This is a genomic window from Stutzerimonas zhaodongensis, assembly GCF_003696365.1.
Lineage (GTDB): Bacteria > Pseudomonadota > Gammaproteobacteria > Pseudomonadales > Pseudomonadaceae > Stutzerimonas > Stutzerimonas zhaodongensis.
The window spans coordinates 392809-414094 of the sequence record NZ_RFFM01000002.1 but is presented as its reverse complement, the minus strand read 5'-3'; the positions used below and the strand labels follow the sequence as shown (position 1 = coordinate 414094).

Below are 21286 nucleotides of genomic sequence, written 5' to 3'. Positions count from 1 at the left end.
CGTGCCGGGCTGCGCAGATGCCACTCAGGAGGAATGCTCATGCGAATCGCCGTATTCAGTACCAAGCCGTACGACCGGACCTTTCTCGACAAAGCCAACGAAGGCCACGGCCATGAGCTCGTGTATCTGGATGCCCGGCTGACAGCCGAAACGGCACCGCTGGCTGCAGGGTTTGCGGGCGTGTGCGCCTTCGTCAACGACAAGCTCGACGCCGAGGTCCTGCAGCTGCTTCATGCCAAAGGCACCAGGCTGATAGCCCTGCGCTCGGCGGGCTTCAATAACGTCGACCTGCCTGAGACCGAAAGGCTAGGTATGACCGTAGCGCGCGTACCGGCGTACTCCCCACATGCGGTGGCAGAGCATGCAGTGGCGCTGGTGTTGAGCCTCAATCGGATGACCTTTCGTGCCTACAACCGTGTGCGCGAAGGTAACTTCTCGCTTGATGGCCTCCTTGGCTTCGATCTTTATGGCAAGACGGTTGGTGTGATCGGCACCGGCAAGATCGGTTTGATCTTCGCAGACATCATGCATGGCTTCGGTTGCAAGATACTGGCTTACGACCCATTCCCCAGTCCGGACGCCAAGGCCTTCGTCGAGTACGTTGCGCTGGACCGCCTGATGGGCGAGGCGGACATCGTCTCCCTGCATTGCCCACTGACACCGGAAACCGATCACCTGATTGACTCCAGCGCAGTTGCACAGATGAAGGACGGGGTGATGCTCATCAACACCGGCCGCGGCCGGGTGATCGATACCAAGGCGGTGATCGAAGGGCTCAAAAGCGGGAAGATCGGACGCCTTGGGCTGGACGTATATGAGGAAGAGGAACACCTGTTCTTCCAGGACCTGTCCCAGCGCGTCATCAGCGATGATCAGTTCATGCGCCTGACCACCTTTCATAACGTACTGATCACCGGGCATCAGGCGTTTTTCACCGCCGAGGCGCTGACCAACATCGCCGATACCACCATCGCCAACATCACCGCTTTCGAGAGTGGCAGCGGCACCTTGCATCGGGTCGCTGCGGACAAGATCGCCTGATGTCGAGTCTGCTGCTCGCCGGGCTTGCGGCAGTTCCGATCATTGCAATTCTTGTATTGATGGTCGGCTTTCGATGGTCGGCCGCGCGCTCGGGTAGCGTCGGCCTGTTACTCGCCCTTGGCATCGCCTGGTTCGCATTCGGGTACGGCACGCGGGTACTCCTGGAGCTGGGCGTGGGGGTTGCCACTGCAGGGGCGTTGGGTGAAGCGCTGTTCCTGGCGCTGACCATCCTCTGGATCATCTTTCCGGCGCTGTGCATCCATGAGTTGCAGTCCCGCACGGGTGCGATCGACGTGTTGCGCGAGGCAATGGGGCGACTGTCTGACGATCCGCGAATCGTTGCCCTGCTGGTGGCCTGGTTTTTCGTGCTGTTCATCGAGGGCGCCGCAGGTTTTGGTACGTCTGTGGCCCTGGCCGCGCCATTTCTGGTGAGTGCCGGATTTGGCCGGGTGGAGGCGGTGAGCATTGCCTTGATCGGTCATGCGGTTGGCGTATCCTTTGGCGCGGTGGGCACGCCGATCCTGCCGCAGTTGGCGGTCACGCCGTTCAGCGGCGGCGAACTGGCAGCGGCCACTGCCAACTACCATGTGCTGCTGGGTTGGTTGATGCCCTTGGTGGTCATGTGGCTGGTCTCGCGCGCATTTGCCGGCAGTCGACAGATCTCCCTGACGCAGTGGCTGTGGCCACTATTCGCCGCGGTGGCATTCCTGCTTCCCTTCTACCTGATCGCGGTATTCATCGGACCAGAACTGCCCACGCTTGGCGGCGCCTTGCTCGGTGCGCTGATCTTCGTCGCGGTTCTCGTAGGCTTGCGGCGTCGTGAAAACCGCCCCCAAGCCGGGCAGCTCAGCGCATCCGGGCATCAACTGCTGCGAGCATCGGCACCCTATCTTGCGCTGGTTGCGCTGGTGCTGGTGACACGGCTGATCACGCCGATACGCGAGGCCTTGCAGGGCATTACCCTGGCGTGGCAGTTCGAGGCATTCAGCGGCAGCATGGCCGTGCTCTATCACCCCGGCACCTTGCTGCTGCTGAGTTTCCTCATCGGCGCAGTCTGTCAGCGCGCGGCTTTGGCGGAGGTTTCTGCATCGGCCGGGCAGGTCCTCAGGCGCATGGTGACAGTGACCTTGGCGCTGGCTGCGATGCTGGCGTTATCGCGTGTGATGGTGCACGCGCAGATGATCGATACGTTGGCATTGGCTGCAGCGAGCGCCACGGGAAGTACCTGGCCGCTGTTCGCGCCCTTTGTCGGGGTGTTGGGTACCTTCGTGACCGGCTCGGCTACTGCATCCAACATTCTGTTCAGCGATTTCCAGCAAGCCACGGCTGAACGCCTCGGCATGCCCGCGCTGCCATTGCTGGGCGCACAGGGCTTTGGCGCGGCGGTCGGCAATATCATTTGTCCTCACAACATCGTCGCCGCCAGCGCTACCGTAAGCCTGGTCGGTCAAGAGGGCGAGGTGCTGCGCCGTACGCTGGGCCCAGCGCTGATTTATGCCTTACTGGGCGGGATGCTGGCGCTCTGGGTGTTCGTCTAGTCGAACAGCTGGCGCAAGCCGCTGGGCGCGAGCCCGGTCCAGCGCTTGAACGAGCGGCGGAAGTTAGTGGTGTCGTTGAAGCACAGATAGTTCGCGACTTCTTCGTTGCTGTAGCCCTTCATCTGGTAGAGGTAAAGCGCCACATGCTTGCGCGCCAGATCGAGCTGCTCCTGAAAGCCGGTGCCATGTTTGTGCAATTTACGTTTAAGCGATGCCGGGCTCATGTCGAAGGCCTGGGCGACGCGCTCCAGGTTAAGCGGCGAACGAATGTTGGCGTGCAGGTGATCGTACAGCTGATCGATGAAGCTGCCTGACCATCCGAGCTTTTCAAGCTGAGCCTGACTTGCCTGCAACGCGACGCGTCCAGCAGTCGCCGAAGCGTTTGGCCATGGCTGGTGCAGGTATTCCATGGGCAGGCTCATCATCGTCATCTGGCTATCGAACGCCAGTTCTTCGCCCAGATGCACCCAGTACTGCTCTATATGCCGCGGCTGCGCATAGGCGAGGTGAAAACGCCAGGGCAAGCGCGTACCCGACAACCGCCGCGTCAGGGCAAACACTGCAGTCAGGCAGGCTTCGGTGATGAACCGTTGCTGCTCCCCGGTACCACAGCTGTCTGTCCAGAACAGGTGCAGCTGCTTTTCGTCATGCAACATGCGCGGCGTCAGCAATGGGCAGAGCAGGGCGCGGAATTGCCGCAACTGCTCAAGTGCCTGCTGCAGTGAAGCTGAGTGGGTCAGGGCATGACTGACTTCGCCATAATGGCCCGGCAGCAACCGCTGGCCGAACAGAAAGCTGCTGTCATCCGCAGCCAACAGGCGTTGTGCGTTGCTGATCAACATCCGGAATTGATCGGGGCTGATACGCGCCTCGCCGCTGGTCACGTCCTCGTAGAACAGACCGCTGCCCCGAAGCAACTGGTGGCTGTCGATTCCGCGCGATAGCGCCAGGTCAATCAGCACGGCTGGCTGATGGTGCGCTGCGATGAAGCGGGTATCGCATTCGTAGCCGAGGGGCATGGTCATAATCAGGCGCAGCGCGGTAGACGTTGCTTGGCTTTCGCCAGGCAGAGGTTCAGACGTTTAAGCAATTGTTCGGCGTTCTCGTCGATGGCCATGACTGCAGCGGTGCTGGCATGGATATACAGCCGTTCGCCTTGCTGCTCGGTCCTGTGCGCGAGGCTGGTGACGGCCTGTTGCAGTTCACCCGCGATAAGGCGCGCCTGGGCTTCCCCGGTATTGGGCAGCACTGCCACGAAACGGTCTCCGGCCAGCCGGCACAGGAGGTCCTGGCGGCGCAGATTGAGCAGCAGCAATTGCGCCATCGCCTGCAACACAGCGTCGCCCTCGGCCTGGCCATAGCGCTGGTTGATGGCGTTGAAATCGTCTATATCCACCACCACAAGCGACAGCGGCTGCGCCTGTTCATGGGCTTGCGCGAGGGCTCGCTGCAGTTGTTGCCTGAGGTATTCGGCGGCGCCGAGTGGCGTTAGCTTGTCAAACAGGCGGTGCTCGCGGAACAGTTTTTCGCGCTTACTCATCTGTTGGCTGATGGCGCGCTGTTCCTGGTTCAGGTGATAGATGCCGAGCGTCAACAGCAATAGGCCGATGGGCATCGGCGCAGTCTCCAGCCAGTTGTCCCAGATGGCCTGCTCCGGCAGGTGAATGAATTCATCCAGCGTGTCCATCCACCAGGAAAAGAACACGCAGCTAAGACCCAACGCGAGCAGCCGCGTTACCCGACCTGCCGGGCGGCTGTGCAGCAGCATGATCAACCAGACGAGGGACAGCACGGCCGAGCCGCCTTCGCCGGCGACGTCCATCCAGTTGATCTCGGCCCAGGTTTTGATTTCACCTGTTGCGAGGTAGATCTGCAGACCGGCGTTGGCCGCGAAGGCGAGACCGAGCAGGGTCAGGGTGTGGAGTTTCAGCAGGGATTTCATCGGGTCTCCGTGGCGAGGCGTGCCAGTGCGTGAGGGCACGGAAACAGATGGATGTGACGGTTGGATGAATGGGGTGGGGGTTGAATTGGCTCAGAGGTTTTTAGGGGGTCGTTCGAGTTTTGTGTGTGGGGCGGGATCGAGGAGTTGATTGAAGGCTTGGTTTCGCCCTGCTGGGCGAAACCAGCGTCCCGGACCACGCGGCAACGGGCAGCGGCACGAACCGCTACTCCAGACATGCCTCACCCCGCAGCCCATCAAAACAGGTCATATCAGCTCAATCCCCACCCAAAACCATCCCAATAACCGCCATCAAGCGCCCTGGCACCAACCCCTGTCACAGAACCGCCATATCCCGACCCTACCGTCCGCTCCAGTTCCGGGATGGACCCGGTAATCAGCGTTCGGGGGATTGTTCATGAGCACATACCGCAGCGGCATCCGTCATGCAGGGTTCCGTATCAGCCTGCTGGCCCTGGCTGTCAGCGCCGGTTCGGCCTGGGCCGAGGAGCCGCTTGTCATGGAGCACGTCGAAGTGATCGGCCAGGCCGTCAGCATCGACGAAGCATTGAGGGAACAGCGCAGCTCCGACAGCGTGAAAAGCGTCGTCCATGCCGATGGCATCGGCCAGCTCCCCGACGACAACGCTGCGGAAGCTTTACAGCGCATCCCCGGCCTGTCCGTCGAGCGCGATCAGGGTGAGGGCCGCTTCGTCAGCGTGCGCGGCATCGCGCCGGACCTGAACAGCGTCACCATCAATGGCACCCTCGTGCCCTCGCCGGAGAGTGGCCGCCGTGCGGTAGCACTGGACGTGCTGCCTTCGGAACTGGTGCAGTCGCTCTCGGTGGTCAAGACCCTCACGCCGGACATGGATGCCAATTCTCTGGGCGGCACCATTGAGGTGGAGAGCCTCTCGGCTTTCGACCACGATGGACTGTTCTACAGCCTGAGCACCGAAGCCAGCTACGACGAGAACGTCGGCAAGACCAGCCCGAAGTTTTCCGGTGCCATCAGCAACCGCTTCAGCCTGGGCGATGGCGTCGACAACTTCGGAGTGGCCGCAGCACTGAGCTGGCAGGATCGCGACTTTGGCTCGGATAACGTGGAAACCGGCGGGGCCTGGGATTTCGAAGATGGCGCCCGGCTGGAAGAGTTCGAGCAGCGCGACTACGAGATCACACGCGAGCGGACCGGGTTCGGCCTTAACTTCGATTACCAGCCGGACGAGCTCAGCAGCTATTACCTGCGCACGCTGTACAGCCGTTTCAAGGACACCGAGACCCGCAATGCCGCCGGTGTCGAGTTCGAAGATGCGCAACGGGCCGGCGAGCTGGGCGATGCCGAGGGCTGGCGTGAGCTGAAGTCCCGCGAGGAAACCCAGACCATCCAGTCCTACGTGTTCGGTGGCGAACGCATGATGGGCCTATGGACCCTCAGCGGTCAGGTTGGCTACAGCGAGGCCCGCGAGCGCAACCCGGGCGGCATTTCCAGCGCGACGTTCGAGGGTGACTTCGCTGATGTCGGTTTCTCGAGCACTAGCAAACCGCGACTGACAGTCGATCCGTCTTTTTACGATCCGGCCAGCTTCGAGCTCGACGAGATCGAGTGGGAGAAGAGCGACGCTCGCGACAAGGAAAAGAACATCCGTCTGGATCTGGCTCGTGATTACGACCTCCAGGGCTACGCCTCGCAGTTCAAGTTCGGGGGCAAACTCAGCCGGCGCGACAAGACCAACGACGTGGAGACCTGGGCCTACGATGATTTCGACGACCTGACACTGGCTGACTTTCAGAGCGGCAATGTGGACTACGCGCTGGGCCGCTTCGGCTCGGGAATCAGCGCCAGCGGTCTGAAGGGCCTGATTGGTGGCCTCGACGCGAGCGAGTTCTTCGACGAAGAAGAGTCGCGCATCGGTGACTTCGACATGAGTGAAGACATTAACGCGGCCTACTTCATGAATACCGTGGATCTGGACAAGTGGCGCATCATCGCCGGCTTGCGCTACGAGGGCACCGAGTTCAGCGCCAAGGGCACCGGCTTGCGCGAAGGTGAGTTCGAGGCCGTGTCCAGCGACAACCGTTACGACCATTGGCTGCCGGGTCTGCACGCTCGCTATGAGCTGACGCCCGATACCTATATCCGTGCCGCCTGGACCAATACCGTAGTGCGCCCGACGTTCGAGCAGCTGGCGCCCGGCTTCGTCATCGATGGGGACGACGCGGAGTTCGGCAATCCGGAGCTCAAGCCGCTCGAGTCGACCAACTACGACCTTGGCATCGAGCACTACATGGGCCGTGCGGGCGCCGTGTCGGCTTACCTCTTCTACAAGGACATCGACAACTTCATCTACAACACCGACCTGGCCGGCACTGGCCAATGGACCGGGTTCGATGAAGCGCTGAGCTTCGAGAACGGCAGCAGTGCCAAGCTCTATGGTGTCGAGTTGTCCTATTCGCAGAAGCTCGATTGGCTACCTGCGCCCTGGAACGGCGTGCTGCTGGGCGCCAACGCGACCTTCAGCAAGTCCGATGCCGACATCGAAGGGCAGGGCAGCCGGCGTAGCATCGATCTGCCGAACCACTCCGATACCGTCGGTAATTTGATGGTCGGCTGGGAGAACGAAGTGTTCAACATGCGTCTGGCCGCCAACTACAAATCCGAGTACCTCGCGGAAGTGGCCGGTATCGATGACGCAGCCCACGACCTCTACGCAGACGATCAGCTGTTCGTGGACTTCAAGGCAGGTTACTTCATCACGCCGAACCTGCAGGTGACCCTCGAGGCGCTGAACCTCACGGACGAGTCTTACTTCGTCTACACCGGGCGCAAGAACTACAACGCCCAGTACGAGGAATACGGCCCGACCTACAAGCTCGGCCTGACCCTGACGCACTTCTGACCAACTTCGACTTTTTTGCCGCCTCGCCTCTGCTCTGTTCCCCTTTTCAGAGCGGTGGCGGCCCGCGGCTGCTGATTGGAAAAACCATGTACATGACATTGCATAAACCCATGCTGCTCAGCCTCTGCATTGCGCTCGCGGCCTGTCAGTCCGGTGCAGACATCGAGCCTGGCAACCAGGCTGCACCGAGCCTGAGCATCAAGGCTACAACTCCGCTGGAGGCAGAGAGCGCACAACTGATTTCAGAAACAGGATTCTGGCGGGATGCTTCGCAACTGGTCGTCAGGCCGGATTCGCGGGGCTTGCAAATCCTCGACGTCCAAGGCGCGGTGATCGGCGATTTCAAAGGCCGCTTCGAAGGGCTGGATCATCGTATCGGTGCGCAAGGCATGCTGATCGCCACCCTCGACTCCAAGCGCCAGCAGGCCATGTTGCTAGGTATCGACAGCCAGCATCGCTGGAGCCAACCGCTGTATATCCCGCGGACAAGTTTCGCTATCGAAGGCCTGTGCCTGTACCGCGACGCGGCGCGTAACAGCTTCCTCTTTCTGGTCGGTGAAGAAGGTATCGGCGAGCAATGGCTGGTCGCCTCGGACATGCGCCCACTCGCAACTCCCCAGCGCGTACGCGGGCTGAGCCTGCCGCCGGAAAGCGGCTACTGCCAGGTGGAGGATCAAACCGGCGAGCTGATCGTCAACGAAGAAGGCGTGGGCCTTTGGCATTACGCGGCGGCTGCCGAAGCACCACTCGTCCGCCAACCCGTAGACATCGTTCAGCCCTTCGGTGGGATCGCCGAAGCCGCTGCCGGCATGGCACTGGTGCCGGGCGGATTGCTGGCGTTGGACCCGGAAGCTGGCGCGCTGCACCTCTATGGGCAAGACGCCGACACCTGGCGTAGCCATTCGGTAATACCGCTCGAAGGCTTTGATGAGCCCGAGCAGATCAGCGCTCGATTGACCGAGCGAGGCCTCGAATTGCTGCTGACCGATGAGCGTGGCGCCCACTCGGCTCGTCTGGATTGGCAGCCTCCAGCGCCCACCGCGACGCCTGTCATTCCGATGCTGCCGGCTCAGGTCCAGACCGATCCGGTGCCGCACCTGGGGGATGCTGCCGATGACCCGGCGATCTGGGTCAACGCCAGCGACCGCGCCCGAAGCCGTGTGCTGGGCACCGACAAGAAGGGCGGGCTCGGCGTGTACGACCTCTCCGGCAAGCAGCTCCAGTACCTGTCCGTCGGGCGATTGAACAATGTGGACGTGCGCACCGGCTTTGTTCTCGGCGGCAAGCGGGTTGACCTTGCCGTGGCCAGCAATCGCGATCACAACAGCCTGCATCTGTTCGCCATCGATCCAGCGAGCGGCCAGCTGAGTGACATCGGCCAGATCGCCACGCCGATCACCGATATCTATGGACTGTGCATGTTCAAGGACCGCGAGGGCGCTATCCACGCAATCACCAACGACAAGGACGGTACCTTTCTGCAGTACCGCCTTGACGGAACAGGCGGCTCGCCGCGCGGCGAGCTGGTACGGCAGTTCAAGGTCGGCAGCCAACCCGAGGGCTGCGTGGCCGATGACCGGGCGCAACGGCTCTTTGTCGGCGAGGAAGACGAAGCGGTCTGGACACTTGATGCCCGCGGCGATGCGCCGGCGAAGCTGGAAAAGGTCATCGGTGTCGGCGGCCCGTTGCATGACGATGTCGAGGGGCTGGCGCTCTATCAGGGTGAGAAGGCCGATTACCTGGTGATCTCGAGTCAGGGCAACGACAGCTATCTGGTGCTCGATGCCACGGCGCCCTATGCCGTTCGCGGCGCCTTTCGCGTCGGTTTGAATGCCGAGTTCGGTATCGATGGCGCATCGGAAACCGATGGGCTGGAGGTCACTTCGGCCAACCTCGGCGGTATCTGGAGCCGCGGCATGGTGGTGGTACAGGACGGTCGCAAGCGCATGCCCGAAGGCGCTCAGAACTACAAGTATCTGCCATGGGCAGCGGTTGCCGACGCGCTGGGGCTGGACTGACCTCGGTCGCATGGGCGCGTCAGGTGACGCCCGTGGCGTTGCCTGAACCTAATCAACGAGTGCCTTCTCACGGAACGGCCAGAGGAAATACTGATGCAAAGTGAACACATGTCGGTCTGGGGTCTGATCAGCGAAGCCAGTGTGGTGGTGCAACTTGTGATGGTGATTCTGGTGCTGGCTTCGATCGCCAGCTGGTACATCATCATTCAGCGTGGCGTGTCCTTGCGCCGCAATGAGCGCCTGGTGAGAGGGTTTCTGCAGCGCTTTCGCAGCGGTGCAGAGCTGACGCAGTTGTATCGTGAAGGCGGTGATCAGGCGCTGCCCCGAGAGGCGGCACTGCAGCACATCTTTCACGCGGGCTTTCAGGAATTCAGCCAGCTGCAGCGCCAGCCGGGCATTGCTCCGGATGCGGTGATCGATGGGGTGGAGCGCAGCCTGTATGTCGCGATATCCGAGCAGGAAGAGCGCTTGGAAGGCGGTTTGCAGTTCCTCGCCACGGTCGGTTCGGTCAGCCCTTATATCGGCCTGTTCGGCACGGTGTGGGGGATCATGAATTCCTTCCTTGGTCTGTCCATGGTTCAGCAGGCGACGCTTTCAACCGTTGCTCCGGGCATTGCCGAAGCGCTGATCGCCACGGCCATCGGCCTGTTCGCGGCCATTCCCGCCGTGATGGCCTACAACCGGTTTTCCGCCCGTGGCCAGACCCTGAGCGCGCGCTACTACAGCTTCGCCAACGAGCTGCAGGCGCGCCTGCATCGGCGCCTCCATGCCGGATCGCCCAGCGTCGCCGCGGCCGCCTGAAGGAGCTTCGCCATGCTGGTCAAACCGCAGCGTAAACACGGCCCCAAAGCCGAAATGAATGTGGTGCCTTACATCGATGTGATGCTGGTGTTGCTGGTGATTTTCATGGTGACTGCGCCGATGCTGGTGCAGGGCGTGAAGATCGAATTGCCCAAGGTCGCCGCCGAGGCGCTGCCCATGGAGAACGAACGGCAGATCCTGACCCTCTCGGTAAAGGCTGACGGGGGCTTTTACTGGCACCTGGGCAGCGAGCTGAATGCAGAGGATCAGACCGACAGTGCCATCGACCTCGATGACATGCGCGAGAAGGTCGCGGCGATCATCGCCGAGCGGGGCGATACCCAAGTCTACGTACGCGCCGATGATGCTGCCGATTATGGGCGCGTGGTCGCGGGGATCGCCGAACTGCAGCGTGGCGGAGTGGTGAATCTTGGTCTGATCACCGAGGCGCCGCCTGGGCAGTCTGAGCCATGAGTAGCCTGACCATGACGCTACCGGCGGGCTTCCCGGTTGCGCCTGCGCAGTGGCGCAGCCACGCCGGTGCGGCGGTGGTAACCCTCGCGCTGCACGCGGGGGTGCTCGGTCTGTTACTGCACGGCTGGACGCCGCAGCTGAGCGCCCCGAGTCAGACGCAGGTGCTCAAGACCCAGCTGATCAGCCTGCCAGCTCCCAACCCAGTCGAAGAGCCCGAACGGGCACCGGAACCGGCTCCGCTGATCGATAAATCTATTGAGGAACCGCAGGTCGATCCGCAGATCGAACAGCAGCGCCTGGAACAGGCAGAGGTAGCGTACAAGCGCGCCGAGCAGGAAAGGTTGGCAGAAGAGGCGCGCATCAGGGAGCAGCAACGCATCAATGAGCAACAGCGCAAAGAGCAGCTGGAGCGCGAACGGCAGGATCGGCTGGAGGTTGAGCGTCAGCAGCATGAGGCCGAACGTCGCGAGCTGCTGGCCCGTGAGGAGCAACAGCGCCAACAGGCGGCGCGTGCAGAGGCATCGGCCGCTGCAGAGCGGGCTCGCCAGGCAGCCGCAGCCAGCCGTCAGTACCTGCCCATCGCCAAGGACGCACCCGACTACCCCTCGCGTGCGCTCGACAAGGGCATCGAGGGCACCTGCACCGTCACTTATTCGGTCAACCCTCAGGGGCGGATCGAAAACCCGAAAGCGCTGGAAGACTGCCATCCGCTGTTTATCCGACCGTCACTTACGGCTGCTAAGAGCTTTCGCTACCAACCTCGGATTGTCGACGGTCGCGCCGTGACCGTTCCCGAGGTCAAGAACACCTTTCACTACCGCATCCAGTGATGCGGGCTGGACCCACTTTGCAGAACGAGTCACTGATGAATCAGGATTTCCAGAGTTTCCACACCAATCTTTCCGCCCTTGACGACCAGGCGATCAACCCGAGCACCAACGCCTCGCTGGAGCAGCTTGTCGATCGCAGCCGGCGCAACCTGCTCAAAGGCGGGATGGGCCTTGCAGCACTGGGATTTCTCGGCGGCAGTTTGGGCGCCTGTCGCAGCGCCGTGCAGTCCGAGTCGCTGATCGGTTTCAAGGGAATCCCGACGCAGCTCGACCCGACCTTCGACAGTGTGCAGGTAGCGCCGGGCTACAGTGCTCGGACGTTCTTTTCCTGGGGTGATGCCGTCATGGCCGACGCCCCGGAGTGGAACCCGGACGCCAGCGACGACTGGCAAGCTCAGCTCAAGCAGGCCGGTGACAACCATGACGGCATGCACTTCTTTCCGTTTCCCGAGAACCCGGATAGCCACGGCCTGCTGGTGATGAACCACGAGTACGTGAACCCGCCTCTTCACCCTAACGGCATGACGTTTACCGATGGCAAGCGCCCGTTGGATGAGGTGCGCAAGGAGCAGGCGGCCCACGGCGTCAGCGTCATCGAAGTGAAAAAGGATGCACAGGGGCAATGGCAACGGGTTATGCCGTCGCGCTACAACCGGCGCATATCCGGCATGACCCCGATGGCGGTCAGCGGCCCGCTGGCCGGCAACGATGCGATGAAAACCGCATCCGACCCGGGCGGGCGCGAAATCATCGGCACGCTGAACAACTGCTCGAGCGGCTTCACGCCGTGGGGCACCTATCTGGTGTGCGAGGAGAACTGGCACAACTATTTCGTCAACCATGACGCCGAGGACATGGCCAAGCGCGTGTCTCACAAGCGATATGGCATCGAGGGCAAGGGCCTGAGCAAACTCTACGGCTGGGAAACGGCCGACCCGCGCTTCAATGCCACCCCCGATCCGACGCAGCCTCACGGCGGTCATGTACATGAGCCGAACCGTTTCGGTTGGGTGGTCGAGGTCGATCCTTTCGATCCAGCGAGCAAGCCGGTCAAGCGCACTGCATTCGGCCGTTATTGCCGCGAGTGCTCGGTGCTTTCGCTGGGCGAAAACGGGCGCATGGCCTTCTATTCGGGCGACGACACAAAAGGCGAGTACGTTTACAAGTTCGTCCCAAGCGGCCGCTACGTAGCGGGAGATGATCAAGCCAATCGCCAGCTACTTGATGACGGCACTCTCTACGTGGCGCGGTTCAACGCCGATGGCAGTGGCGAGTGGCTGGCGCTGGTGCACGGACAAAACGGGCTGACCCGCGAGAACGGTTTTGCCGATCAGGCCGAAGTGCTGCTCAATGCCCGTGCCGCGGGTGACCATGTGGGCGCCACACCCATGGACCGCCCTGAGTGGGTAGCCGTGCACCCGCGCAGCCGCGAGGTCTACGTGACGCTGACCAACAACGACAACCGCGGCGTGAAATGGCCCACCGACAAGGCCAACCCGCGTCCTGCGAATCTGCACGGCCAGATCCTGCGCTGGAGCGAGAGGGATGCTGACCCGACCGCGACCGCATTCACCTGGGAGATCTTCCTTCTGGCAGGCGAGCAGCCCGGAGCCAAGGATGCAGTGGGTCAGCCAGTACCGGCCAACCTCACCGGCACCATCAACGGCGACATTTTTTCTTCGCCCGACGGGCTGGCTTTCGACAATGCCGGCCGGTTGTGGATCGAGACCGACTTTGGCGACGAGGAAACGGCGATGCAGGCCATGGGCACTAACCAACTGCTCTGCGCTGATCCGCGCACGCGTGAGGTGCGTCGCTTCCTGGTCGGCCCGCGCGGCTGCGAGATCACCGGCATCACCTGGAGCCCGGACTACCGCACCATGTGGATCAACGTGCAGCACCCAGAGCTGAGCTTTCCCGCCAGCGACGGCAAGTCGCGCCCACGATCTTCCACTGTGCTCATAACAAAGGACGATGGGGGCGTCATCGGGACCTGATGCATCGCAGTCGCTCATCCCAGCCGTTCCGCTCCGCGCTGGGGTGCGTGGAGCGAGCTGCCGCCGCAGTCTGGATTTGATCTTGAAGCGGTCAGTTCCACTGTCCTCGGTCTTATACTCCGAAGCCGCAACAAAACTTTATGAAACAAAATATTTCGTGGGCAGTCTTTTGAATACCCAGACGAAACGTAGGTGTCTGCGGGCGGAAATGTAACCGCTCTCGGTAATTCACTTCGTTTCGCCAAAGTCTGGTGAGTGCATGGCCAGTTCGGTCTGCACATCACTTCAAGGGACCCGCATGAAATCAGATACTCCTCGTGGATTGACTCGCCGTCAGCTTCTCTTCTCCTCAATGACTGGACTTGCTGCGGGCGCTGCTGCGACTGCCAAGGCAGCCACGCTTACTGGCATCCCTCCCTGGCAGCCCTTCGATCATAACGGCCCGATGCACTATGACTCGCCTGGTTGGCGGTTCTTTACTGAAGACGAGGTCCGCGTGGTGACCGCCATGGTTGATCGGCTGATCCCGGCTGATGAGCTCAGCGTCAGTGGCAGTGATGCTGGCTGCGTGGTGTTCATGGATCGCCAACTGGCAGGCAGCTATGGCGATGCCAGTCGGCTTTACATGTCGGCACCTTTTCAGGAAGGCACACCGGAGCAGGGCGACCAGTCTCGTTTCACACCACGTGAGCGGGTACGTCTAGGGCTCACCGGGCTCGAAAAATTGTGCCAATCGCGCCATCGGCAGTCATTCAGCGGCTTGACGGCTGAGCAGCAGGATGCGCTGCTTGCCGAGCTCGAGAAGGGCGGTATCTCGCTGGAGGGGATGGACTCGAAACTGTTCTTTGAACAGGTGCTCGGTAACACGATGGAAGGTTTTTTCGGGGATCCGATCTACGGCGGCAACCGCGACATGGTGTCCTGGAAGATGATCGGTTTTCCTGGCGCGCGCTATGACTATCGTCGCTATATCGCGCAGCACAACCAGAAGCTGGACCTGGTGCCGATATCGATCATCGGCGGCGACTCCTGGAATGCGAGGGCTTCGAAATGATAAAGAAGCTGCCTGCAACGGATGTCGTGGTTATCGGACTGGGTTGGGCCGGTTCTATCATCGCCAATGAGCTGGCCGAAGAGGGGCTCGATGTCATCGCCCTTGAGCGGGGCCCCTGGCGCGATACCGCGCGCGATTTCAACATCGCATCGGTTACCGATGAGCTACGTTACCTGCGTCGCCAGGAGCTGATGCTGCGGCCGATGCAGAACGCCGTGACGGTGCGCAATAATCCGTCACAGACGGCTCTGCCCATGCGTGACTGGGGCTCGTTCCATCCGGGCAATGGCGTCGGCGGGGCCGGCAACCATTGGGCCGGCATCACCTTTCGCTTTCAACCTGAAGAATTCCGACTCAAAAGTCACCTGACCGAGCGCTATGGTGCCGGCGCTATTCCCGAAGAGCTGGTGTTGCAGGATTGGGGCACCGACTGGACCGAGATGGAGCCGCACTACAGTGCGTTCGAACGATTGGCTGGTACGTCAGGGAAAGCGGGCAATCTCAACGGCCAGCTCCAGGAAGGCGGCAACCCGTTCGAAGGTAGCCGTTCGATCGAATACCCAACCCCACCGCTGGCTCAGCCCTACGGCCCTACCTTGTTTGCAGACACGGTGCGCGAGCTTGGCTACAAGCCTTTCCCGGTGCCTTCCTCACTAGCGTCGCAGGGCTACACCAATCAGCTTGGCGTCACCATGGGGCCCTGCACATTCTGCGGCTTCTGCACCAATTTTGGTTGCGCCAACTATTCCAAGGCCAGCGCGATCGTCAACGTGCTACCCGCGCTGATGCGTAAGCCAAATTTCAAGGCGGTCACTCACGCCGAAGTGCTGCGCGTTACCCTTGACTCCAGCGGAAGGCGCGCAACCGGAGTGATCTATGTCGATACCTCCGGCAACCAATTCGAGCAACCGGCGGATCTGGTGATTGTCAGTGCCTTCACTTTTGAGAACGTGCGCCTGATGCTGCTCTCCGGAGTTGGCCAACCCTACGACCCTGTCACCAATACAGGCACCACCGGGCGCAACTACGCTTACCAGACTGCCAATAGCGTGCAGCTGTTCTTCGATGACAAGAACTTCAACCCCTTCATCGGTGCCGGTGCGGTCGGGATGGGTATCGACGAGTTCAACAATGATAATTTCGATCATTCGGGACTGGGCTTCTTCGGCGGCGGCAGTATCCGGGTGACACCGGTGGGTGCGGCGCCTATCGGCACGCGTCCGGTGCCGCCGGGCACCCCGCGCTGGGGTTCGAAATGGAAGCAGGCCACGGTAGACAACTACCTCAGCACCATGTCCATCGGCTGTGAGGCTAGCAGCTACACCACACGCAGCAACTATCTGTCGCTGGACCCCACCTACACTGATCCGCATGGCCGACCGCTGCTGCGTATCACCTTCGATTTCTCCGAGAACGATCGCAAGATGTCGCGCTTCTCGATAGAAAAGCTGGCCGAAATCGCCGCGCCGATGAATCCCCGACATGTGGTCAAGACTTACCAGGACGGGCACTGGAACAGCGGTCCGTATCAGTCATCCCATGTGGTCGGCGGCTTCGTTATGGGTGGCGACCCTTCCACTAGCTCGGTTAACAAGCATTTGCAGGTCTGGGATGTTCCGAATCTGTTCGTCGTTGGGGCGAGCGCCTTCCCGCAAAACCCTGGTTACAACCCGACCGGGACAGTTGGTGCGCTGGCATTCAAGGCGGCCGACGCGATTCGCCGGCTCTACCTGAAAAATCCAGGGGAGATGATCGCCGTATGAAGACTCTTCCCGTTTTTTACGCCGGCATGCTAGGCCTCGCTGCAAGCCTGGCGCAGGCAGGCGATGGTAGCGACTCCTATGATCTGGTGGCGCGAGGACGTTACCTGGCGGTACTGGGCGACTGCACCGCTTGCCACTCGTTACCCGGCCAGCCAGCCTTTGCCGGTGGTGTGGCCATCGACACGCCGTTCGGCACGGTGCTTGGGGCCAACATCACTCCGGACCCTGATAACGGCCTCGGTCGCTGGTCGTTCGAGGATTTCCAGAACACCATGTCCAACGGCCACGCCCGTGGCGGCAAACGCCTCTATGCAGCAATGCCCTACACGGCTTATACCAAGGTGACCCGAGAGGACAATCGCGCGCTCTGGGCTTATCTGAACTCTCTGGAGCCGGTGAGGCACGATGTCGAAACCAACCAGCTGCCATTCCCGTTCAACATCCGGGCAAGCTTGATCGCATGGAACTGGCTGGCTTTCAAGGAGGGTGAATATCAGCCGGACCCCAATCAATCCGCCGAGTGGAACAGGGGCGCTTACCTGGTCCAGGGTCTTGGTCACTGTGGCAGCTGTCACACGCCCAAGAGCCTGATCGGCGGCGACAAGAACGACGAATTCCTTACAGGTAGCGTATTGCAAGGTTGGATGGCACCGGATATCACAGGGAACGCCCATACCGGGCTGGGCAGTTGGAGCGAGGCTGAAATCGTTCACTATCTCAAAACGGGCGCCAACCGGTTCGATATGGCGTCCGGCCCCATGGCCGAGGCGGTGGAGCATTCGACCCAGCACTGGAAAGATGAAGATCTTTCTGCGGTGGCCACATACATCAAGAGCCTGGGCGATGAGCAACAGCCTCGGCCAGAGCCGTGGGCTGCAGAGGACGCGACCATGCGTACGGGCGCGCTCATCTATGAAGATCAGTGCTCGGCTTGTCATACCCCGGATGGGGAGGGCATCACCAACCTGTTCCCGCGACTGGCGCAGGCGCCTCTGGTCAATAGTCGTGATGCAACGTCGTTGATTCGGGTGGTTCTCGCTGGCAGTCGTGCGGTTGCGACGGACGCAGCACCCACGGGGCCGGCAATGCCATCTTTCGCATGGAATATGTCGGATGAGCACATCGCCGCAGTGCTGACCTACATTCGCAATAGCTGGGGTAACGCAGCTGAGCCGGTATCCGCGGGAGACGTAGAGACGTTGCGCGATGACATGAAGCCTTGAATGGAACCCAGAGACGACGCCAGCGCCGTCTCTGGGGCTGGCTTATTTTTTGATCCAGCTTCCGTTCAACTGAATGATCTGACCGGGCGGGGTTTTCTCGATGGCTTTCTTGCCGGCGATGGCCTCGACGTCGCTGACGCTGATGCCGTTCTTCTGCGCCAACCGGTGGTATTCGGCGCGGCGCGCCTGGTTGATCTGGCTGGCAATCTCTTCGGCCTGCCCACCGCTCTGCACCACCCCCAGATAGCCGTCTGGCCTTTCGCCGAGCTGGCCGCTGGCCTTGGCCTGGCCGAGGGCGGACATGGCCTCGTTGAGTGACATCGCAGTGGCTGGCAGCGCCAGGCAAAGCGCCATGAGCAGGGTTCCGAGTTTCAGATAGGTTTTCATGATCAGAACAGTCCGCTGTCTTCGTTGATGATCGAATCGAGCTGCTTGTCGACCTTGATGTAGATCTCATGCTCGATCTTGACGTTGAGATTGATATTGATCGGCTCGTTGGGCACGGCCAGTTCCACCCGAGGGGTGCAGGCGCTGGCCATTAATGCCAGTGCCAGGATGCTGAGGGGATTGCTCAACCGCATGACGGTCTTCTCCTGATCGGTGTCGCCGCTACAGTGCCTCATCTGAGACGCTCCTGCACGCGCCGTTGAATGGTTTCGCTGACGCGATCGGACAATTGCAGACTGGTCAGCAAGGCGGGGATGTCTTCCTCCAGGTTGATCGAGAAATTGATGGGCCGTCCTCCCTCCAGCGCCGGGTTACGGCCATGCAGCTTCAATCCAAGATCCAGCTTGCCGTCTGCGCCGTAGTGCAGGTCACTGGTGAGCAGATCATAGTGGAAGTCATCGAGCGCTTCGGTCACCAGACGCATGGCCGGGTTGGATTGGCCCAGCGCCTGGATTTTGGCTGAACGGAACTGCAGCGCGCCACCTGGCTCTCGCGCTTTGAGCGAGCCCTGCTCGATGCTGATGCCGGCCTCTGCCCGCTGCAGCAGCATCTTGCCGTCAATCACGCCGGTGCCGGTCAGCCCCTCGGCTGGATATGCTTCCAGCAGCAACGGCAGTTGCAGACCGCGAAGATTTGCTTGCAGTTGCTGAATCTCGGCCGCCAGGTCGGCAGCGCCAGGATCCAGCCACAGGCGGCCACCCAGCAGCCGCACTTCGGCAAGGCTCCAGGCCAGGCGTCCTTTAGCCAGATCGCTGAGGGGGCCGGAAAATTCGCCGTTGAATCTCAGCGGCCCAAATGTGAATCCAGGATTGGCCTCACGCAGCGTCAGTTCAGTGATATCCAAGCGCAGTTGATTGCGCTGCACATTGGCCGATAGCTCTGCATCCAGCCCGCTGAGTTCGGTGCGGTCGTAAATGCCGCCCAGCCCCTTGGCGCTGACCGTAGCGGTTGCTTCGAGCGGACCGCTCGCTGTCAGGTTCAGCTGCGTCTTGCCTTGAATCCGCCCATTGCTCAATTCCAACGCCTGTGGCCAGTCGGCAAACGTGGCGGCCAGGGGATTGCCGGCGCGAAGGAAAACTTCAGGCAGGGTCGCGCTGACGCGTGTCGAGCTGTTGACCAGGTTGTGTTTGAGCGCTACTGGCAGAGTGAGACCGGCATCATTGCTCAGCGGACCATCAAGCGAGATCTGCGACCGATCAGCCGACAAATTACCGTTCCAGCGCCAGCCTTGAACGCGCAGCGCTGAGTGTTTCAGCTCGCCCGCGACCACTGACGCCTTGCCTTTGGCAGCCAGGTTTTGCAGCTTTCCACCGGTGATAGCGGCTTCGATGCCGATTCCGGCCAGCTCCATTCGCAAGTCGGTGGCTGCGAGTTCTGCTCCGTGGGCAAGACTGTTCAGGAGAAGTCTTGAGTCCCTGTCCAAGCGAATGCTGATGGCGTCCTGGGCGACCCGTCCGCTCAGGCGCAGGTCTGCGTCTAGGCCCCTCAATACCAAGTCCTGCTGAGGCAGCGTCGGGCTGCGCAGCCGCAGTCGAGTCTGCTCGAATGACACCGAATAGGGCGCGGCGGTATTGAGTGACACAGGCCCTTCCAGCGAGAGCGTCGTGGGGCCGGCTGTTGATATCTGAACCTGCAATGGGAGCGTCGTCGCGTCGGTCGTGCGGGCCGTGCGTGGCGTAATTTTCAGGCTGATGGCATCTGGGCGAAGCTGCGCAGGAAGCTCCATGGTAAGTGCCTTCTCTGGACGCAGCCGCAGATCTGCCGACAACTCCGTTGGCAGCCAGAAACCCTTATCGGCCCTGGCGGAAAGGTCCAGCTGGCCTTGAACATGGCCGATGCCTACCACCGGCCAGGGCGCCGGCAGGTTGGCCGACAGCCTGAATTCGCCATCTAGCGCTTCCCATGTACGGCTCAGGGCAGAGGTATCGATGTGCGTTGCCCAGCCCGCGCCGAGGCGCATCTGCTCGGGCAGTTCGGGCAGCGCTTGAGGCTCATCGGGCAACCACCTGCCGAGCCACTCCAGCAACCAGGGCGCCTCGGGCAGTTCGCTCATTGCCAGAGTACCGCGCCACAAGGTCGAATCGGCGTCTGGCGTGAAATGGTTCTGCATGGTCACGCGTTGCTGGCCATCCAGTTGAAGCGCGAGATCGACGTGAGTGTCGATGCCTTGCTCGAAGGCACTACCCTCAAGACCCAGGCGGTGACTCTGATGGCGAAGCTGCAGATCAAAGGCCGCGGAAAGCGGTTGAGTTTCGGCAAGTTGCCAAGTTAATTGCCCTGTTTCAGTGCAGTCGCCGCGTTCGCACGGCATCGTCACCGAGAACGACTGGACTAGTCCTTTACGAGGCAACCAGACTGACCACTGCTCCAGTTGCTCGCGATTGGGCAGGGTTCCTTGTTGCCCGGCTTCAGGAGTGTCAGCTGCCGGCCGCCAATGGGCGTCGACGTGATCGACGACGAGTGAGCGTAGCGGGAGCAGCTGCCAGCGCTCGGCGAAATCAAGGCGAAGCGTGCGGACAGCAACGGCTTGCCGTTCGTCAGGTGACTGCTGCCTGACCAGGTTCAATTGGCCGATCGACAAATGATCGGCGGACAACCGCACGCCGCTGACATCGAGAGATACGATCCCATGTTCGTGCTTGAATTGTTGCCAGCGAAGGCTCCCGTAAATGACCACGCCCATAACGAGCAAAGCCACGCCTGCTACCGCCCAGACGAAGAATTTTCGTCGCTTGGTCATGAGCTGCCCCGTCGAAATCGATGCCGTAGCATAAGCCGGGTGGAGCTGGGGATGCGATCAGCTGTGGCGCGTAGTGGGCGTGACGTGATTTCGACTGAAAAGTTCCCTTAATTGCTGATATTTACGCCGCGGGAGCTGTTTGCACGCACATTCAAATTCTCTGCGCCAAACTTGTGCACATTTTCGCTCTGCTCATGTCAAGTGCTTATGACAATCTGTCGCAATTCAGGCCGTCTTATAGATCGGGAATAAATTACTGATATATAACGATTTTTTGGTATGACCAAAAAACCGTCAGATTGACTGCAGCCCCCTGAATACACGCGCTAGGTGAATTTGCTCCCTGTTTGTCCACTGAGTTATCCACAGCTTCTGTGGATTAAATATCACTGTGACGCAGATCGCGGTTTTCGATTTTTTGCAAGACTTTAACTCTCGAAAAAAAGGAGTAGAGTGCCCGCCCTTGTCCCCCCGAAGCATTCGGTGACCATGAGAACGCGTCCTCTCGCCTCGACCAATGTC

The 21286-nt window shown here is 61.0% G+C and carries 16 protein-coding genes; 11 read left to right on the top strand and 5 right to left on the bottom strand.

Going from position 1 to position 21286, the window contains the following annotated elements; all coding sequences use genetic code 11:
- Positions 1 to 39: 39 nt before the first annotated feature.
- Together EA797_RS10240 and EA797_RS10235 are read left to right on the top strand one after the other, a co-directional pair.
- Positions 40 to 1041 (top strand): 2-hydroxyacid dehydrogenase, encoded by a 1002-nt coding sequence (locus tag EA797_RS10240; RefSeq protein ID WP_122165100.1) that lies wholly within the window; start codon positions 40 to 42, stop codon positions 1039 to 1041.
- On the top strand, positions 1041 to 2579 hold the full coding sequence (locus tag EA797_RS10235; protein WP_122165099.1) for an L-lactate permease: 1539 nt from the start codon (positions 1041 to 1043) through the stop codon (positions 2577 to 2579). Before EA797_RS10240 ends, EA797_RS10235 begins: the two co-directional genes overlap by 1 nt.
- Here the strand turns inward: EA797_RS10235 and EA797_RS10230 are convergent.
- Complete coding sequence (locus EA797_RS10230; RefSeq protein ID WP_122165098.1) at positions 2576 to 3604, bottom strand: AraC family transcriptional regulator; 1029 nt, start codon at positions 3602 to 3604, stop codon at positions 2576 to 2578. The genes EA797_RS10235 and EA797_RS10230 overlap by 4 nt on opposite strands.
- 2 nt (positions 3605 to 3606) lie before the next feature.
- Positions 3607 to 4521 (bottom strand): GGDEF domain-containing protein, encoded by a 915-nt coding sequence (locus tag EA797_RS10225; protein ID WP_122165097.1) that lies wholly within the window; start codon positions 4519 to 4521, stop codon positions 3607 to 3609.
- 415 nt (positions 4522 to 4936) lie between these two features.
- On the opposite strand from EA797_RS10225, the gene EA797_RS10220 reads away from it, so the two are divergent.
- The 9 genes from EA797_RS10220 to EA797_RS10180 all read left to right on the top strand — a co-directional run bounded on the left by EA797_RS10220 (position 4937) and on the right by EA797_RS10180 (position 17577).
- Positions 4937 to 7417: a TonB-dependent receptor gene (locus EA797_RS10220; RefSeq protein ID WP_122165096.1), complete on the top strand. Its 2481-nt coding sequence runs from the start codon at positions 4937 to 4939 to the stop codon at positions 7415 to 7417.
- An 86-nt stretch (positions 7418 to 7503) separates the two neighbouring features.
- The gene (locus tag EA797_RS10215) at positions 7504 to 9435 is read left to right on the top strand and encodes a phytase (RefSeq protein WP_122165095.1); all 1932 of its coding nucleotides are present in this window, start codon (positions 7504 to 7506) and stop codon (positions 9433 to 9435) included.
- 93 nt (positions 9436 to 9528) lie between these two features.
- Positions 9529 to 10236, top strand: coding sequence for a protein TolQ (gene tolQ / locus EA797_RS10210; RefSeq protein ID WP_122165094.1), 708 nt, complete (start codon positions 9529 to 9531; stop codon positions 10234 to 10236).
- A 12-nt stretch (positions 10237 to 10248) separates the two neighbouring features.
- The gene (gene tolR / locus EA797_RS10205; protein WP_122165093.1) at positions 10249 to 10710 is read left to right on the top strand and encodes a protein TolR; all 462 of its coding nucleotides are present in this window, start codon (positions 10249 to 10251) and stop codon (positions 10708 to 10710) included.
- On the top strand, positions 10707 to 11540 hold the full coding sequence (locus EA797_RS10200) for a TonB family protein (RefSeq protein WP_122165092.1): 834 nt from the start codon (positions 10707 to 10709) through the stop codon (positions 11538 to 11540). Before tolR ends, EA797_RS10200 begins: the two co-directional genes overlap by 4 nt.
- Positions 11541 to 11575: 35 nt before the next feature.
- Positions 11576 to 13537: a PhoX family protein gene (locus EA797_RS10195; RefSeq protein WP_122165091.1), complete on the top strand. Its 1962-nt coding sequence runs from the start codon at positions 11576 to 11578 to the stop codon at positions 13535 to 13537.
- Between the two features lie 298 nt (positions 13538 to 13835).
- Positions 13836 to 14591, top strand: a complete 756-nt coding sequence (locus tag EA797_RS10190; RefSeq protein ID WP_122165090.1) for a gluconate 2-dehydrogenase subunit 3 family protein — start codon at positions 13836 to 13838, stop codon at positions 14589 to 14591.
- Positions 14588 to 16354: a GMC family oxidoreductase gene (locus tag EA797_RS10185; RefSeq protein ID WP_122165089.1), complete on the top strand. Its 1767-nt coding sequence runs from the start codon at positions 14588 to 14590 to the stop codon at positions 16352 to 16354. The genes EA797_RS10190 and EA797_RS10185 overlap by 4 nt, the downstream gene beginning before the upstream one ends.
- Positions 16351 to 17577, top strand: coding sequence for a c-type cytochrome (locus EA797_RS10180; RefSeq protein ID WP_122165088.1), 1227 nt, complete (start codon positions 16351 to 16353; stop codon positions 17575 to 17577). The genes EA797_RS10185 and EA797_RS10180 overlap by 4 nt, the downstream gene beginning before the upstream one ends.
- 42 nt (positions 17578 to 17619) lie before the next feature.
- Here the strand turns inward: EA797_RS10180 and EA797_RS10175 are convergent, their stop codons facing one another.
- The 3 genes from EA797_RS10175 to EA797_RS10165 are packed head-to-tail and all read right to left on the bottom strand — an operon-like array spanning position 17620 to position 20764.
- The gene (locus EA797_RS10175) at positions 17620 to 17964 is read right to left on the bottom strand and encodes a YdbL family probable chaperone protein (RefSeq protein ID WP_122165087.1); all 345 of its coding nucleotides are present in this window, start codon (positions 17962 to 17964) and stop codon (positions 17620 to 17622) included.
- A gap of 2 nt (positions 17965 to 17966) precedes the next feature.
- Entirely contained in the window at positions 17967 to 18158 is a 192-nt protein-coding gene (locus EA797_RS10170) for a YnbE family lipoprotein (protein ID WP_122166231.1), read from the bottom strand.
- A 38-nt stretch (positions 18159 to 18196) separates the two neighbouring features.
- A complete protein-coding gene (locus tag EA797_RS10165) occupies positions 18197 to 20764 on the bottom strand; it encodes an intermembrane phospholipid transport YdbH family protein (protein ID WP_122165086.1) in 2568 nt (855 codons plus the stop codon).
- Positions 20765 to 21286 lie beyond the last annotated feature (522 nt).